Below are 16749 nucleotides of genomic sequence, written 5' to 3'. Positions count from 1 at the left end.
TGCTTCATTAGATTGGTTCCCATTTCAGAGATTACTCCAATTCATATACGCAATACTTTCGCCTTCATCTAGTATAAAGGCTAATATAGCAGAGAACATACGGATGCATTTTTTGTTTCAAAACTGCTATGAAGATGAGATATTGAGTTATAAGCAACAAAAAACATTTAATGTCTCAATGAGACTTTTATACCTATCACCACACCTCAAATGAGAGGTTTTTACAGGATAATAGAAAAAGGTGAATCATCCTATATTCTAAAAAGACAGTTTATCCTTTCAGTGTATTTTGCTAAAGGCTTATGCTATAAATGTATAAGCTTGTTTTACTAGAATTTTAACTCTTTCATTTTTAAGGCTGCTGTTATGGGTGTTGTTGCCAAAAATTTTCCCATACCTGATCTTCATCGGGTTCGTCGTGTTCTCTTTTCTGTGTCTGATAAAACGGGTGTGGTTGCTTTTGCACAAGCTCTTAACGCCACTTACAATGTTGAATTAATTTCAACAGGAGGAACAGCAAAAACCCTCATAGCGACTGGTTTACCCGTAAAAGATGTTGCTGAAGTTACTGGATTTCCTGAGATAATGGATGGGCGTGTAAAAACACTCCATCCTTTGATTCATGGTGCTTTGTTGGGGGTAAGAGAAGATCCTAGCCATAGGGAAGCTATGGAAAAGAACAGCATTTATGGAATTGATCTTTTGGTGGTGAATCTTTACCCTTTTGAAGAGACGATCCTTTCGGGAGCTGATGGACAAACGATTCTTGAAAATATTGATATCGGTGGACCGGCGATGATTCGCGCCGCGGCAAAAAATTATGCTTATACCGGTGTTGTAACAGCGATAAAAGATTATGATTCGATTCTAGCTGAATTAAAGCAGCATAATGGATGTTTAAGCTTATCTATGCGTCATCAGCTAGCAATGCGCGCTTATGCACACACCGCTGCTTATGATACGGCAATAGCATCGTGGTTTGCAAGGGATTTAGAAATTGAAACTCCATCGTGGCAGAGTTTTTCTGGTCATCTTGAAAGTGTTATGCGCTATGGAGAAAATCCACATCAACAGGCAGCATTTTATCGCAATAATGAAAAACGTTTTGGTATTGCAACAGCAAAACTTTTACAAGGCAAAGCGCTTTCTTATAACAATCTGAATGATACAGATGCAGCCTTTGAACTTGTGGCAGAATTTGATCCGCAAAAAACCGCTGCTGTCGCTCTTATTAAACATGCCAATCCTTGTGGTGTTGCGGAAGGAGAAAATTTGAAAGAAGCTTATTTGAAAGCTCTTATGTGTGATAATGTATCGGCATTTGGTGGAATTGTTGCTTTAAATCAAACCCTTGATGAGGAATGTGCTGAAGAGATTGTTAAAATTTTTACAGAAGTGATTATTGCTCCTGATGCCACAATGGCGGCACGTGAAATTATTGCCAAGAAAAAAAATCTTCGTTTGCTCATTACAGGTGGAGTTCCTGATCCACGCTGTGGAGGACTTCTTGCGAAAACACTTGCAGGAGGCATTTTAGTGCAATCACGTGATAACGTGGTAGTCGATGATCTTAAATTGCAAGTAGTGACAAAGCGGGCCCCAACTCAAGATGAAATGCGTGATCTTCAATTTGCTTTTCGTGTAGCAAAGCACGTTAAATCAAATGCTATTGTGTACGCGAAAAATAGTGCAACAGTTGGAATTGGAGCTGGACAAATGAGCCGCATCGATTCAGCCAAAATTGCTGCAAGTAAAGCAGCAGAAAGTGCGCAAAGAGCAGGCTTAACAGAAACTCTCACAAAAGGATCTGTTGTTGCATCAGATGCATTTTTTCCTTTTGCAGATGGTTTATTAGCAGCAGCTGAAGCAGGGGCAACAGCAGTTATTCAACCAGGAGGCTCCATGCGTGATGAAGAAGTTATCGCCGCTGCTGATGCACAGGGGTTAGCGATGGTTTTTACAGGAACACGTCACTTCCGCCATTAATAATTTTGCTGCTTTTCTTTTCGTATGAGACAAATGTTTCAAGGAATTTTTCATAATTATCGTATGACTATTGATAAATGTTGAAATGGAAGCAGTTATTCAATCCAAAGAAGCTACACGTGAAAAAGTTTATCACCGCAGAAAATGCACATAATTTAGCCATTGGTTAGGGATAAGATGTTCTTGTTGATGTTTTTAATGGTTACCCTTTCGCATGAGAAAAATGTTAAAGGGACATTACCTTGTATTAGATGCATACCTGCTATGATATTATAACACAACTCTTTTTAGTAATATACTCTATTCTTAAACTAAAGAGTGTAATGAAAAGTTTGAGTAGGGGATATGAATATTCTACGTTTTTATAGTAATTGGCGCCGTTATCGTCGAACCGTTAATGCGTTAAGTCGTCTTTCAACATACGAACTCAGCGATCTTGGGATTTGTCGAGGTGATATTGATTCAATTGCACGACGTTATTCGCGTAAATCTTTATGAAAGTTGTTTGAGATATTTGAGAGAATGCTTTACGATGAAAAAGCGTGCATTTTGTGATTTGTTATTATGCCTTCATTTTTAGTATAATAACGAAGAGCAGAAGAGTTGTTTTTCTCAGCCATTGCTGTGTATTGTTTCTCGAATTCTCAGTTCTTTTGTGATGTACAACATTTGATTTATTATTTTATTTGTAACGACAATTTAGCGTTATTCATATTGAATTAGAGCCCCGAGTACCGTAAGATTCTCTCATTTCAAATCTGTGTATGTTGAATCAACCAAAACCTTTCGCCTGCACGTTACACATGAGGAATCCTGTGTAGATAAAAACTATTAAGAAAAGGCTAAAAATGCCTCTTATGAGCTATCTCTAGTGCCAAGAACTGTTACATTAGACACTGATAAATAGTGTGATAGTGCCGAACTGCTCCTTCATAAGCGTAAAGATGGGGGTGCTTAATGGATTTACCGTTATACCCATCACGGGCATCGTCGCAAAATAAGCTTGGAAGCGTTAAGGGATTTTTCTTTAAAATAAGTCCGTGAATATACAATACAATAGCGCTCTGTTTTTCGTGAGGAGTGTAGCCCTATTAATGCAACTCTCTCAGAGATAAATATTGATCCCAACAGCACACTTAAAAACTTATCGAAGATAAGCAACGGCTTAATTTTCTCTCCATATCTTTAAAGAATGAAGATCCTTAACCAGTACTCATCTGTCAACAATGGTCTTTCAAAAAACTTTTTTTCTGGAGCCAATCCCTTTTAGCATCACCTCATGAGATTCTATGAGTAAACCTTGCCTAAAAACATCCAACCTATACTCTAGCAAATGCTTCATGTATAAAATTGATATGATCTTCAAATTTTGAGAATATTACCACAATAAACGATAATGTTTTGCGACACGCAAGATAAAACGCAATATACTATGGGTTGGAATAATGTTCTAATTTTTTATCAAACGCTTTACGGATAAAACGCCAACGAACTTTTTCCTGAAATGCTGGACGAAAATATAAAACAATCTGTTGTGTCCGTTGTGGACCTGTTAATTCTGCAAAATCAATCGAATCTTCAAGACAAATATCTGCGTCAGGCGATATAAAATACCATACTTGTTCGCTCTTCACGTTCTCATTCTTTACGGCTAAACACACACGTTCGCCATCATAGTTAACTTCAACTTGTGGATGAAGATGAAACCGAACAGCAACATGATTTTTTTCATTTTGCACACTCTTGTGTCTCTTTCCCCCTTTATTGGGCATAAAAAAGCGATCAAAACCCTCAATCATATCTCCATTTGTCGCCAAAATAAGACCACGCTCATGAATAAGATTAAAGGGTCGCATATAACCATTATGACTCGCAATAAAACCCGTCTTCTCTGAATCCTCTATACGACGCACTTGAACATCCGTTGGTCCATCAAACAAAAATGGCGCGCCATTTTTCTTTTTATGATAAAAAGCACCCACTGAACAATCATTAAGCGTAGCTGTTGAATGTGCTGCAGTAACACGCCCTAAATGTCGATAATCTTCCCGTCCATCAGGATTAACACCGGTATTGATAATAAAACGGTGCCCTTGTGAAGACATTTCAAAAGACAAACACCCCGAACAAGCCTGCTGTGCTACAGAGCGGGGTGGAAACTTTCCTGTATCTGCAAGCACTGTTGTTTGATTGGCTTTTAAGCGCTGAAATCCTGAATAACGGGCATAACTAAAAGGATGTCCTCCTGTTTCATCAAGCTCCAAAAGTGATGATAACCGTTCCGATACAAGGGGACCAACCCCATTAAAATGGGCCAACGTTTGATCCTCATGGATAAAGAATCGTAAAGCTGGCAACATACGCTCAACAGAATCAATCAAAATACGGGGTGCTGTTTCATTGCTACGCATAAAAAGATGCCGTAACGACAATAAATCCGATAACAAATTCAGCAAAATAACAGGACTACGGGAAATATGCCCACCATCAACTAGGATTTGACGGGAAAGCTCCTCTATAAGTGTGGTTTGTACCTTTTTTTTCACTGCCGCAGAAACAGGCAAAGCAAGAGATGCGAATGTCAAAGCCACTGCTGCTTGTAAACGTTGATCATTGTGCTCCATACTACAAATTGTTACGCGCAAATAACGAAATTGCAAACCAAGTGCACGTAAAAAGCGTTTTTCAAACCGTTCACTTGCCCCTTCTAACAACATTTTCGAATGACAAATCCATGAAATCAAGCGCCGCGCCACAACAGGATCACTCCAAGCAAGCCCTTTTACCTTCTTGCCAGCATGATCAAACCAGTCTTCTAAAAGAGAGCGTGCATGTGCAGAAGCTAAATCACTTCCTGCTGCCTCCATATGGCGCAACCAATGAAAATCATGTAGAGCCGCTTCCCATTCTAGCGTTGGTGGAACCAATGAAAACGGAGAAACAGCACCAGAATGAACAATGTGACCAGCAAAAGCAAAACGACCATGATAAAATTCATGCGCCATCATCGGATCAGCTACATGCAAATCCATGGGATGCGCTAAAATTTTATGAGGACGAAACCCTGAAAATCGCCAACGAAACAATGGTCCAACCCATAAACGCCGCATAACATTCTGTATCGTATCGATACAGGCTGCCACTTTTACCTGAGGAGCTTTTACCGCAACCGCCAAAATTTCATCTCCATTTATGCTGAATCAAATACAATTTCGACCATTTTTGTAAATGAAGCGTTAATTAAGCAATTTTTCGTAAGCGCGCAGCAAAAAAACCATCCATTCCTAAAAATACGGTTTTCTCAGCATCAAAATTTTTATGACAAAAATCCGCAGGCGTTGTCCGTAACATCCCCCCACAAAGCAAATGTTCCAGTGCTCCCATTTCCTCTGGATAAATAGGGTCTAAAACAATGTCATTGCGTGTCGATAAAATTTTCTCAATAAGATCTTCACCTTCTTCTCTTGCCAATGAACAATTGGAAAAAACAATCCGCCCCCCCACCTTCACCAAAGAAATTGCTGCGACAAGCAAATCATATTGCAACGCCACTAACTTGACGATATCTTCCCTCGATTTCGTCCATAAAATATCTGGATGACGACGGATTGTTCCTGTAGAAGAACAAGGAGCATCAAGAAGAACCGCATCAAAAAGCTGTGTTGAATGGAAATTTTTCACATCGCCCTGCCAAATATGAACTGAAAAATGAAGCCGTTCCATATTTTCTTTTAAACGCTTTATGCGGTTAGCAGAAAGCTCAATTGCAGTCACCTCAGCCCCTTGCAAAGCCAATTGTGCTGTTTTTCCTCCAGGGCTCGCACAAAGATCAGCAACGCGTTTACCCTCAATACTCCCAAGTAAACAAGCAGGCAAAGCTGCTGCAAAATCTTGGACCCACCAAGACCCTTCACGATAGCCTGGTAAATCAGAAACAGAACACTCCAGACGCTTCAATCGAACAGAACCATTGGGCAATACCACACCGCCAAGCCTTTCAGCCCATCCACCACTATCAGATTTCACTGTCAAATCGAAAGGAGGTTCCACACTTTGAATTGCGATAATCTGATGTACCTTTTCTGTTCCATAAGCTGATATTAAAAGCTGTCCAAACCACGCTGGCACACCTTCAATGGTAGGAACTTGTTGGCGTAAAGGCTCTGCCTCACGTGCAACATTGCGCAAAAGAGCATTCACCACCCCTGAAAAACGGCGCATTCGAGGATCAAGTTTCGCCACACGCACAGCTAAATCAATAGCCGCATGATCGGGAATATCAAGATAAAGAATTTGTGCAACACTGATATGCAAAAGATGCTGAAGTGAAAGTGCTTGTGAAGGCAAAGGACGCGCCAAAAAGCGTGAGAGAGCCGCCATAATCTGCCCTCGATGACGCAATGAAGCTGTTAAAATAGCCCGACATAACAAACGATCTCGTTGTGAAAGCTTCAAATATTGTGGATGTCCGTGTTCATTATCCGTCAAACCAGACAGAGGCGTGTACTTATCAACTACCGCCCCCAAAAGACGCACACACACCTGTCGAACAGCTAATCCTGGAACATTTTTTTCAGACACATGCCCCGCTTTTTTGTGTTTCAAAACACCACCTTTATATCACAGTTTTCTCAAGAGCTCTCTCAATAATTCTATGAACGAGATCTTTTTGAATTTTCATAACGAAGCCAAGAAGGACGTTTTGTAACACGCTGAAAAGAACTGTTTTCTTGCTCACCTAATGCATGAGCCTGACCACTATGAAAATCTCCATAGTTCATCCCGCTGCTTTTTTCATGTATAGCGTCTTCTTTATTCCATCCCACACTTTTGGCAAGAGCCCCTTTCATCTCTTCTGCTTGCCGATAAAGAGCAGCGATACGATTTGCAGTTGCTGGATGTGTCGAAAAAAGACTATCCGCTCCCTCACCGCTCAAAGGATTAATAATAAACAGATGCGCGGTTGCTGGATTATGCTCTGCTTCTTCATTATATACCCCACGTCCCCCATCAGCAATCTTACGCAATGCCGAAGCCAACCATAAAGGATTACCACATATTTCAGCCCCTCTACGATCCGCAGCATATTCCCGTGTACGGCTAATCGCCATTTGCACCAGCATCGCTGCAAAAGGCGCCACGAGCAATGCAATAAATCCTCCAATTGCCCCAGCGCCATGAGAATCTTCTGAAGAATTACGCTGTCCTCCCATAAAGAAAGCAAAATTACCAAGCATTGAAATTGCCCCTGCAATCGTTGCGGTTAGAGTCATTGTTAACGTATCGCGATGCTCAATATGTGCGAGCTCATGCGCCATAACGCCGGCAATTTCCTCAGCGCTTAACCGCTCTAACAACCCAGTACTTGCAGCAACAGCTGCATTTTGCGGATTACGTCCCGTTGCAAAAGCATTTGGCTGTGCATTCTCAATAACATAAATTTTTGGTTGAGGAAGAGAAGCTTTTTTAGCTAAATCGCTTACAATCTTATAATAAACTGGTGCTGAATGCTGATCAACTTCACGCGCCCCGTACATGCGTAAAACGATTTTATCTGAATTCCAATAAGAAAAAAAGTTTAAACCACTTGCCATTAAAAGAGCAATGACCATGCCACTACCCCCTCCAACAAGATAACCAACTCCCATAAAGAGAGCAGTTAAAAAAGCCAAAAGCATAGCTGTACGCATTATATTCATTACTCAAAAACTCCATGATAAAAGTCAATCAATACTATATGATGGTGTTTTCTTTCTACTTCTTCAATGGAATAGGTGTAAAATGAATAAAAAAGATGAGAAAACAAGCAAAAAAAATGCAACTGTCATTAAACAGCAATCTCTTTCTCCCGCAGCACAACGCGCCCTTAAAGAAGCTGAAGAAAGACGAAAACGCGCAACAAAAAAAGAACAACCTTTAGAAAACGGCGGACGCGGCGGCAAAGACCCTTCCCGCTATGGAGACTGGGAAATTAAAGGCCGCGCCATTGATTTTTAAAACCATTGATTAAAAAAAAACAGCGCGGATTTAAACAAGCAGCTTTTTAAAGAAAATCCGTTTTTGATAGACAAAAACGGATAATATTTATTTTTCTAAAGCTTTTAAAAACACGTTGATTAAACAATCATGCTTCTTATGCTGTAGCAGATTCTGCTTCAGCCGCTGCCGCTGCTTCTTCTGCCGCTTGCTTTGCTGCTGCTATACGTTCTTGTGCTTTTTTACCCGGTTCACCTTTATGTGGATTATTACGAGTTGGACGCTTTTTCAAGCCAGCTGCATCTAAAAACCGTAAAACGCGATCTGTTGGTTGAGCCCCTTGCCCAAGCCAATATTGGATACGTTCTTCATTAAGTTTCACCCTCGGTCCATCTTTAGGCAACATTGGATCCCATGCACCAACACGTTCAAGAAACCGCCCATCGCGCGGACTACGAACATCTGCAACGACGATATGATAGTAAGGACGTTTTTTTGAACCTCCACGGGACAAACGAATTTTCAATGCCATATTTTATCTCCTATTGTCAGCTCTGGCTTTCGTTTAAATTGACTTTTTTGTTTTTTGCTCTTCAGCAATAACTTCATGATGACTCACAACTTCTTTAATAATAAATTTTAAAAATCTTTCAGCAAAATCAGGATCAAGATGACTATCTATAGCCAATTGCCGCAAACGCGCTACCTGATATTGCTCACGCAGAGGATCTACTTTAGGCAAATCATAACGGGCTTTTAAGCGCCCAACAGCTTTCGTACAACGAAACCGCTCTGCTAAGATATGAATCAAGGTTGCATCAAAATTATCAATGGATGCTCGTAAATGTGCTAATTCGTTTAATACTGTTTCCTGCATTATATTCCTTTCCCTCTTTACATCTTATTTTTTCTTAGGATGCTGAGGAAAATTTCCCCCATCGACAATGCCATTGGAAATACCAGGAAATGTAGGTCCACGCTTAGGAAGTCCGGGCAAGAGCTTCCCTCCATTACCATTTTCAATTTGCTTTTGAAGCATTGAGAATTGCTTTGGATCCAATCCCGACAAATCCGGTATAGCTGGAGAATCCCCTCCCAAGTTTCCCATACCACCAAAACCCATTTTGGAACCAAGGCCTCCCAACATTTTTCCCATAAAACCACTTTTTCCTTTACCACCCATGGCTTTCATCATATCAGCCATTTGGCGATACATCTTCAAAAGTTTATTAATATCAGCCGCTGTCGTACCAGACCCCTTAGCAATTCGTTGTTTGCGGCTATGTTTTAAAAGCTCTGGATTCGCCCGCTCTTTGGGTGTCATAGATGAAATAATGGCCAATTGACGATCAAACAAACGATCATCAAACCCCGCAGCCGCAATCTGCTCTTTGACCTTCCCCATTCCTGGCAACATGCCCATAATACCGCCCATTCCACCCAGTTTTTTCATTTTCTGCAACTGTTCTGCAAGATCATTCAGATCAAATTTTCCAGCTTGCATTTTTTTTGCAAAAGCAGCAGCTTTCTCGTGATCCATTGTTTCAGCAGCTTTTTCAACCAAAGAAACAATATCCCCCATTCCGAGAATACGATCAGCAATACGACTGGGATGAAATTCTTCTAAAGCATCTATTTTTTCACCAGTTCCAATTGCTTTAATTGGTTTACCTGTAACAGCACGCATAGAAAGAGCAGCGCCACCACGCCCATCACTATCCATCCGTGTTAAAATAATCCCCGTAATCCCTACACGCTCATCAAAAGAACGAGCAAGATGAACGGCATCTTGCCCCGTCAAACTATCAGCCACCAACATAATCTCATGAGGAAGGGAACATGCTTTAATTTCAGCCAATTCGAGCATCAAAGCTTCATCAATATGATTACGTCCTGCTGTGTCAAGAAGAAGCACGTCATAACCACCCAATTTAGCAGCCTGTACGGCACGTGATGCAATATCAACGGGCAGCTGACCCGCAATAATAGGCAAGCTTGCAAGTTTTGCCTGTTCTCCCAATTGGCGCAATTGCTCCTGTGCAGCGGGACGGCGTGTATCTAATGACGCCATGAGAACTTTTTTATTGTGCTTATCAGTAAAACGTTTTGCAAGCTTTGCTGTTGTGGTTGTTTTTCCCGAACCTTGCAAACCAGTCATCATGATAACAACTGGAGCTGGTGCATTTAAATCACTCAGAACGCTTTCACTTCCAAGAATATGAACCAATTCATCATGAACAATTTTAACCACCATTTGGCCTGGTTTAATTGATTTAACGATTTCGGCCCCAACAGCTTTTTCCCGAACTCTATCGGTAAAAGAGCGCACAACATCAAGAGCAACATCAGCTTCCAATAAAGCGCGACGAATTTCACGCAGCGCCTCTACAACATCCTGATCCGATAAAGCGCCACGTCCCGTCAAATGAGACAGGATAGAACCAAGTCGCTCTTGCAAGGATTCAAACATCATTTACCTCATCGTTGCATAACAAACAAACCAAAATAGCATCCGAGAACGCATCGCGCCGTCGGATGTTGACCTCTGAGATCTCTTTATACCCTTAAACTGGGGTCTCAGTCGGTGGCTCCAAGTTAATTTTGTCACTGAAAGCTTGCTCCTTCAAACAATAAAACCCCAGCTTTGTCAAGTTTTATCATAAAATATCTTTTTATACGAAGAAATAAAAACAACAAATACTATACTTCAAAACTTTCAACTTCAACACGCATAAAACAACCTGTTTCCTGTTCCATGCTCCATAATTTTCCGCTAGAGATATCAAACCAAACACCATGCAATGTCAAAAAACCTTGATCTTTGCGAAGCTTTATCCACGGAAACGTCTCTAAATTTCTCAACGAATGGCGAATAGAAAGCTGCTCTAATGCCGTCTGTTTTTCTGGCCAAGACAGCGACTTATTATTCAAAACGATTTCTGCTGCTGGTGCTAAGAGACTTATCCATTGACCGATAAAATCATTTGATAATAAAGATTTATATGTCTCATTAAGAGCAGTACGAATGCCTCCACAATGGGCATGACCAAAAACGACAATATGTCTCACCTCAAGCAATTGCACAGCATATTCAAGAGCTGCTGATGTTGCGTGATATTGGTCATCAGGAGAAAAAGGAGGAACCACATTCGCCACGTTGCGCAGGGTGAAAATTTCCCCTGGCTTAGCATCAAAAATCATTTCTGGTACTGCACGCGAATCACAACAAGCAATGACCAAAACTTCAGGTTTCTGCCCCTCAATCGCCAATTGCTGATAATCTGCTATTTTATATAAAAAATGATTGTTTATAAAGTTTTGGTAACCACTTAAAAGTCTTTCTGGTAAATGCGCCATTCTCTCTTTACTTTTGCTTCTTTTTTTACTTTCATTTTATATATTTAAAAAAACAAACTATTAACATACAAAAATACTAAAAGTGCCCTTTCCTTGAAGCAAAATATTTCTTTAAAGTACAAAATATTACTAAAAAATAGCAAAAACAAACTCATTCTTTCCAAATAAAGAGCTATTTTCTTTAGAAAGAAGGTGTTACAGTATATAAAAAATATAATGGTCTGCTTTTAATAAAGACCCCTTAAGAGCAAAAAGGGAGAGTGAATGTGTTGCAACAAAAAAAAACAGAGACAAAAAACACCCAAGATAAAATAGAACAAATCCTTTTTGCCCAAACCGATAAAGAAGATATTGCTTATTATGAAAATGAAGAACTTCAAAAAGCCACAGCCATCGCGGTAAAAGCTTTTAATCTCCATCAGACGGGAAAAAATACCATCTGCTTTGAGCAAAATTTAACCCGCAGTAACAGACCTATAACCGTTATCACGCTTGTCAATGATAACAAACCCTTCCTTCTGGATTCTATTTTAAATGTTTTTAATCAACACAAAAACCATATCTATTTGATTGCACACCCCATTATTGATTGTGCTTCTGGAAAACGCATCAGTCTGATGCAAATTCACATCGAGTCATTAAACAAACAGCAAATACAAAAACTTGAAAATGAACTCACCTTAGTTCTTGAACAGGTTAATGCTGCTGTACAAGACTGGAAACCTATGCTTGAAGAAGTTGAAAAGCATATTCATGCCTACCAAATAAGTCTTCCCCCGCACTACAAACAAGAAGGCGAAAAGGCCATTGAGTTTCTTCACTGGCTAATGGACGATAATTTCATTTTCCTTGGTATGCGCACTTACAACTTCATTAAAGACCAAAAACCCCTAAAATCCTTTACGGCAAGTAATATTGAACTTGGTATACTCACGGATGCTTCTATTCATATTGTTGACGATAAAAGTATGAAAGAACCTCCTCAAGAAGTTTTATCCTTCATGGAAAGCGATAATCTGTTTATCGTGACAAAAGCGAACAGCCGCTCCAAAATTCACCGTTTTGTTTGGCTTGATTATATTGGTCTTAAAATCTTTGATAAAGAAAACCAACTCTGTGGAGAATTACGCATTGTAGGGCTTTTTACCTCCTCAGCTTATACACGTTCTATTTTGAAAATTCCTTTCTTAAAAGAAAAAGCCCGAACTATTATTCAACGTCTTGGACACAATCACGCCGATTATTCAGGAAAAGCACTCATCAGTGCTTTAGAAACCTATCCAAGAGATGAAATGTTTCGCTCTGATGTTGATACATTGACAGAAAACACTAAGCTTATTCTACAATTAGATGAGCGCCCACGTTTACGGGTTCTTGCCCACACTGATTCTTTTGGACGCTTTGTTTCTATCCTTGTCTACGTACCGCGTGACCAATATAGCAGCAGCCTGCGTGAAAAAGTTGGCGAACATTTTGTAGAGCTTTATAAAGGTGACTTTTTTGAATCTTATCCGCTATTTTTGGAAAGCACCCTTATACGTGTCTATTATATCATCCATCGCAAAGGAAACGAAACTGTTCCCCTTCACGAGCGCTCCACACTTGAACAACATGTACGTTCGATTGCACGAAGTTGGGAAGACAGGGTTCAAGCCATCGCTCTTAACAAGAAAATAACAGAGCAACAAACACGTCTAGCCAGTGAATTCCCCAACAGCTATCGTGATTTATTTTCAGCTGAAGACGCTATTAACGATGCCGGACATATTCTAAGTCTTCATGATGAAAAGCCCCTTTTCGTGATCTTTTATCACGCACAAAACAAAGAAAAACAGTGCATTTCTCTTCGGCTTTTTCACCGCCATGAAGCACTTGCCCTTTCCAAACGTGTACCACTCCTTGAAAATATGGGGTTTCGCGTTATTGCTGAACAAACCCTTGAATTACCAGATGGCAATGGGCGCTCTGTGTATCTTCATGATATGCAGCTAGAAAGTACTTTCCAACGCTGTATCGATTTTGAAAAAGACGGTCAAAAACACGCCGAAACCTTTGAAGCCATTTGGGCACAAAATGCTGATAATGACGGCTTTAATGCTCTCACCCAAACAGCTGAGCTTGATTGGCATGAAATTGTTATTTTGCGCCATTATGGGCGCTATCTCCAACAAGCTGGAATTCCTTATTCGCAAGATCGCGTTGCCCAAACTTTAAATGCTTATCCTGACATTACCCAAGATCTTTATGCTTTATTTCATTTAAAATTTCATCAAAGCCATACAGAAAAAGAACGGAAAAAAAACCAACAAGTTATTCAAAAGCGCATTGAAGAAAAATTACGGAAAGTCTCTGGTTTAGACGATGATCTCATTTTACGCCGTTATTGTAACCTTATCGAGGCGAGTTTACGAACGAATGCCTTTACGACTCTTCCTGATGGAAGTCCACGGCGTATTTTAGCCACCAAATTAAATCCACGCCAGATTGAAGGTTTGCCTGAACCGCGCCCTTACCGAGAAATTTTTGTTTATGGACCAGAAGTTGAAGGGGTCCATTTGCGTTTTGGACCTATCGCTCGTGGCGGCATTCGTTGGTCTGACCGTGCATTAGATTACCGCACCGAAGTGCTTAGCTTAGTCAAAGCCCAACAAGTTAAAAATGCGGTTATCGTTCCTGCAGGTGCAAAAGGTGGATTCTATCCCCATCGGCTTCCCCAAACAAATGACCGTGCTGTCATCATAGAAGCAGCACGACAAGCTTATACAGACTTTATAACAGCTTTGCTCTCCATTACAGACAATCTGATTAACGGCAAAATAAGTTCTCCCCACAATGTCATCTGTCATGATGACCCTGATCCCTATTTTGTTGTTGCAGCGGACAAAGGAACAGCAACTTTTTCTGATACAGCCAACGCCATCAGCCAAGCAAACCACTTTTGGCTTGATGATGCTTTTGCCTCTGGAGGTTCAGCAGGTTACGACCACAAAGACATTGGTATTACAGCTAAAGGTGCATGGGAAGCCGTCAAAAGACATTTTAGAGAGTCATTTAATCACGATATTCAAACAACGCCCTTCACCTGTGTCGGTGTTGGCGATATGTCTGGTGATGTCTTTGGCAATGGAATGCTGCTTTCCAAACAAACAAAATTGATTGCCGCTTTTGATCACCGCGATATCTTTATTGATCCAGATCCGAACATAGACGAAAGCTATGCAGAGCGTACGCGTCTCTTCAGACTACCTCGCTCAAGCTGGCAGGATTATGATAAAACCAAATTATCAAAGGGCGGTGGTATCTTCTCACGAAAAGAAAAAACCATTACCCTCTCACCTGAAGCAGCACAAGCCATTGGTTTCGAAAAACAAACAGGAACACCCTTTGAAATTATCTCTGCTCTTCTCAAAGCCCCTGTTGATCTTTTATGGTTCGGTGGCATTGGTACTTATATCCGTGCTGCAACAGAAAATGATGCCCAAGTAGGTGATCGCGCAAATGATGCAATACGCATTACCGGAGAACAAGTGCGTGCAAAAATTATTGGTGAAGGAGCTAATCTTGGTGTTACACAACGTGGACGGATTGAATATGTCTTAAATGGTGGTCGATGCAATACGGATGCCATTGACAATTCTGCTGGTGTGAATTGTTCTGATATTGAGGTCAATCTCAAAATTGTTCTTGCATCAGCACTACGTGCCAAAACGTTAACTCGCGAAGAACGCAATAAGCTCTTGAAAAAAATGACGCCTCAAGTCGAGCAACTCGTCTTGCGCAACAATTATCTACAACCTCTTGCGCTTTCTTTGGCGGAAAACCAGAGCACTGCTGATTTGCCCTATCAAATACGCTTTATGCACGACTTGGAACAAAAAAAGCTTCTAGATCGCAGAGTTGAAATACTCCCTGATGAGCAAATTTTACGACAAAGAACAACCCAAGGCAAAGGTCTTCTCCGTCCAGAACTCGCCGTTATTTTTGCCTATGCTAAATTGACCTTAAAAGAAGAAATTGCTAATAGCCCCATTGTTGATGATCACTATTTCAATACAGCCTTGCTGAACTATTTTCCAACCCAAATTCAAGAAAATTTTAAGAAGGAAGTTATTAACCATCAATTGCGTCGTAATATTATCGCAACGCTGATTGCCAACGATATTGTAAATCGTGGAGGCCCCACTTTTGTTAATAGACTACATGATGCAACAGAACAAAAGACTGAAAATATTATTCGCGTTTTCATTGCCATCCGCGATGGTTTCGAAATTCCTCAATTGTCTGAGCAAATTGATAAGCTTGATAATAAAATACTCGGTCTTGTCCAAAATAAATTCTACGCAACAATGACCCCAATGCTCTTTGAAACAACCAATTGGGGTTTGCACAACATAGATCTCTCACGTCCATTAGAAGAAATTGTAAAAACAATAAAACAAGCCCGTAGCGTTATTGAAAAAGAGCTTATGCATTCTCACGGCAACGATATTAAGCAAAAGATTGAAGAAAAAGCATTACACTACAGCGAAGAGGGAGCACCAAAAGCATTAGCGAAACAATTAGCTCTCTTGGAAGCTGCTTCAACAATCTGTGATATTTCTTTGATTGCAAAACAAAGCAACAGTGATCTTATTAAAACCGCAGAGATCTACTTTTCACTTGCGCAAATCATTCGTATAAACCGCATTAACGAAGCAAGTCGTATAATTCCTGTAGTAGATTATTATGATAGTATGGCTTTAAGCCAAGCCAAAGAAAATGTTTCTGAAAGCTTTCGGCAAATCGTTATGAAAATCCTCAAAAATTATGGAAAGAAAAAAGATCCTTTTGACACTTGGAAAAAAACAGAAGAAGATCATATTCACAACATTACAAACCGCATTAGCGCCCTTATTGAAAATGATCTCAATATTTCTCGTTTTACTTTTGCAGCAGGATTGATTTCTCAACTTCAAAATATTGGCTTTCAAACCTAAAGAAAATACAAAACGACCCTCTCAATCTCCCGTTCTATCCCACCACCATAACAAACCAACTAAGACAGAACAGAAGTTTGCATTTTAGACATAACACCCAAAATAAAATCTCGCTATTTATCACAATAGAATTGTTTGCAACAATTTCAAAAAAACAACAGGATTGATTTCTCACCCTAAAAATATAAACTTTCAGACTTAAAAGCAGTACAAAACAGCTAAGCTTTTGCTCCGTTCTATCCATCCATGACTAATCAACAAGGGAAGAACGGAAACCCTATCCCGCATTTTTAGACAGAGCACTCAAAATAAAAAATAAATTCAAATTTTACTGTCAAATATCCTTCATCATAAAAATATAATATATTGATTTACAATCATAATTTTATCATTTTTATGATAATCCGATATTCTAAATTTGTCTCATTTAAAATCTATTTATATTCAATTAATT

10 protein-coding genes and 1 pseudogene are annotated in these 16749 nt (G+C 40.0%); 4 read left to right on the top strand and 7 right to left on the bottom strand.

The features are described 5' to 3' along the window. Positions 1–366: 366 nt before the first annotated feature. Both purH and ACFINM_RS01790 read left to right on the top strand, forming a co-directional pair. Positions 367–1986, top strand: a complete 1620-nt coding sequence (gene purH, locus ACFINM_RS01795) for a bifunctional phosphoribosylaminoimidazolecarboxamide formyltransferase/IMP cyclohydrolase (RefSeq protein WP_375620946.1) — start codon at positions 367–369, stop codon at positions 1984–1986. A gap of 345 nt (positions 1987–2331) precedes the next feature. Then, positions 2332–2484, top strand: a complete 153-nt coding sequence (locus ACFINM_RS01790; RefSeq protein WP_273790070.1) for a DUF1127 domain-containing protein — start codon at positions 2332–2334, stop codon at positions 2482–2484. A gap of 932 nt (positions 2485–3416) precedes the next feature. Here the strand turns inward: ACFINM_RS01790 and ACFINM_RS01785 are convergent. From ACFINM_RS01785 to htpX, 3 genes are all read right to left on the bottom strand, one after another. Next, a complete protein-coding gene (locus ACFINM_RS01785; RefSeq protein ID WP_375639963.1) occupies positions 3417–5162 on the bottom strand; it encodes a heparinase II/III family protein in 1746 nt (581 codons plus the stop codon). A 64-nt stretch (positions 5163–5226) separates the two neighbouring features. Next, positions 5227–6591: an RsmB/NOP family class I SAM-dependent RNA methyltransferase gene (locus tag ACFINM_RS01780; protein WP_375639960.1), complete on the bottom strand. Its 1365-nt coding sequence runs from the start codon at positions 6589–6591 to the stop codon at positions 5227–5229. Positions 6592–6638: 47 nt separating this feature from the next. Beyond that, complete coding sequence (gene htpX / locus ACFINM_RS01775) at positions 6639–7685, bottom strand: zinc metalloprotease HtpX (protein ID WP_375639955.1); 1047 nt, start codon at positions 7683–7685, stop codon at positions 6639–6641. A gap of 82 nt (positions 7686–7767) precedes the next feature. Here htpX and ACFINM_RS01770 point away from each other — a divergent pair, with 82 nt between their 5' ends. Then, positions 7768–7983, top strand: coding sequence for a DUF1674 domain-containing protein (locus tag ACFINM_RS01770; protein WP_375606032.1), 216 nt, complete (start codon positions 7768–7770; stop codon positions 7981–7983). A gap of 136 nt (positions 7984–8119) precedes the next feature. Here ACFINM_RS01770 and rpsP read toward each other — a convergent pair whose 3' ends face one another. The 4 genes and pseudogenes from rpsP to ACFINM_RS01750 all read right to left on the bottom strand — a co-directional run bounded on the left by rpsP (position 8120) and on the right by ACFINM_RS01750 (position 11319). Beyond that, complete coding sequence (rpsP, locus tag ACFINM_RS01765) at positions 8120–8494, bottom strand: 30S ribosomal protein S16 (protein WP_375612227.1); 375 nt, start codon at positions 8492–8494, stop codon at positions 8120–8122. A gap of 16 nt (positions 8495–8510) precedes the next feature. After that, positions 8511–8839 (bottom strand): annotated as a pseudogene (locus ACFINM_RS01760) (chorismate mutase). Between the two features lie 24 nt (positions 8840–8863). Beyond that, entirely contained in the window at positions 8864–10432 is a 1569-nt protein-coding gene (ffh, locus tag ACFINM_RS01755) for a signal recognition particle protein (RefSeq protein WP_375640027.1), read from the bottom strand. A gap of 230 nt (positions 10433–10662) precedes the next feature. Next, on the bottom strand, positions 10663–11319 hold the full coding sequence (locus ACFINM_RS01750) for a carbonic anhydrase (protein WP_375612226.1): 657 nt from the start codon (positions 11317–11319) through the stop codon (positions 10663–10665). A gap of 266 nt (positions 11320–11585) precedes the next feature. On the opposite strand from ACFINM_RS01750, the gene ACFINM_RS01745 reads away from it, so the two are divergent. Then, entirely contained in the window at positions 11586–16295 is a 4710-nt protein-coding gene (locus ACFINM_RS01745) for an NAD-glutamate dehydrogenase (RefSeq protein WP_375639950.1), read from the top strand. Positions 16296–16749 lie beyond the last annotated feature (454 nt).

Origin of the sequence: Bartonella sp. AA168HLJHH (assembly GCF_042197365.1) — a bacterium.
GTDB lineage: Bacteria > Pseudomonadota > Alphaproteobacteria > Rhizobiales > Rhizobiaceae > Bartonella.
This window is presented reverse-complemented; position numbering and strand designations above follow the sequence as displayed.

Coding starts and splice junctions, on each gene's coding strand:
- rpsP (WP_375612227.1), bottom strand. CDS start 8,494: ATGGCATTGAAAATTCGTTTGTCCCGTGGAGGTTCAAAAAAACGTCCT.
- purH (WP_375620946.1), top strand. CDS start 367: ATGGGTGTTGTTGCCAAAAATTTTCCCATACCTGATCTTCATCGGGTT.
- ACFINM_RS01790 (WP_273790070.1), top strand. CDS start 2,332: ATGAATATTCTACGTTTTTATAGTAATTGGCGCCGTTATCGTCGAACC.
- ffh (WP_375640027.1), bottom strand. CDS start 10,432: ATGTTTGAATCCTTGCAAGAGCGACTTGGTTCTATCCTGTCTCATTTG.
- htpX (WP_375639955.1), bottom strand. CDS start 7,685: ATGAATATAATGCGTACAGCTATGCTTTTGGCTTTTTTAACTGCTCTC.
- ACFINM_RS01750 (WP_375612226.1), bottom strand. CDS start 11,319: ATGGCGCATTTACCAGAAAGACTTTTAAGTGGTTACCAAAACTTTATA.
- ACFINM_RS01770 (WP_375606032.1), top strand. CDS start 7,768: ATGAATAAAAAAGATGAGAAAACAAGCAAAAAAAATGCAACTGTCATT.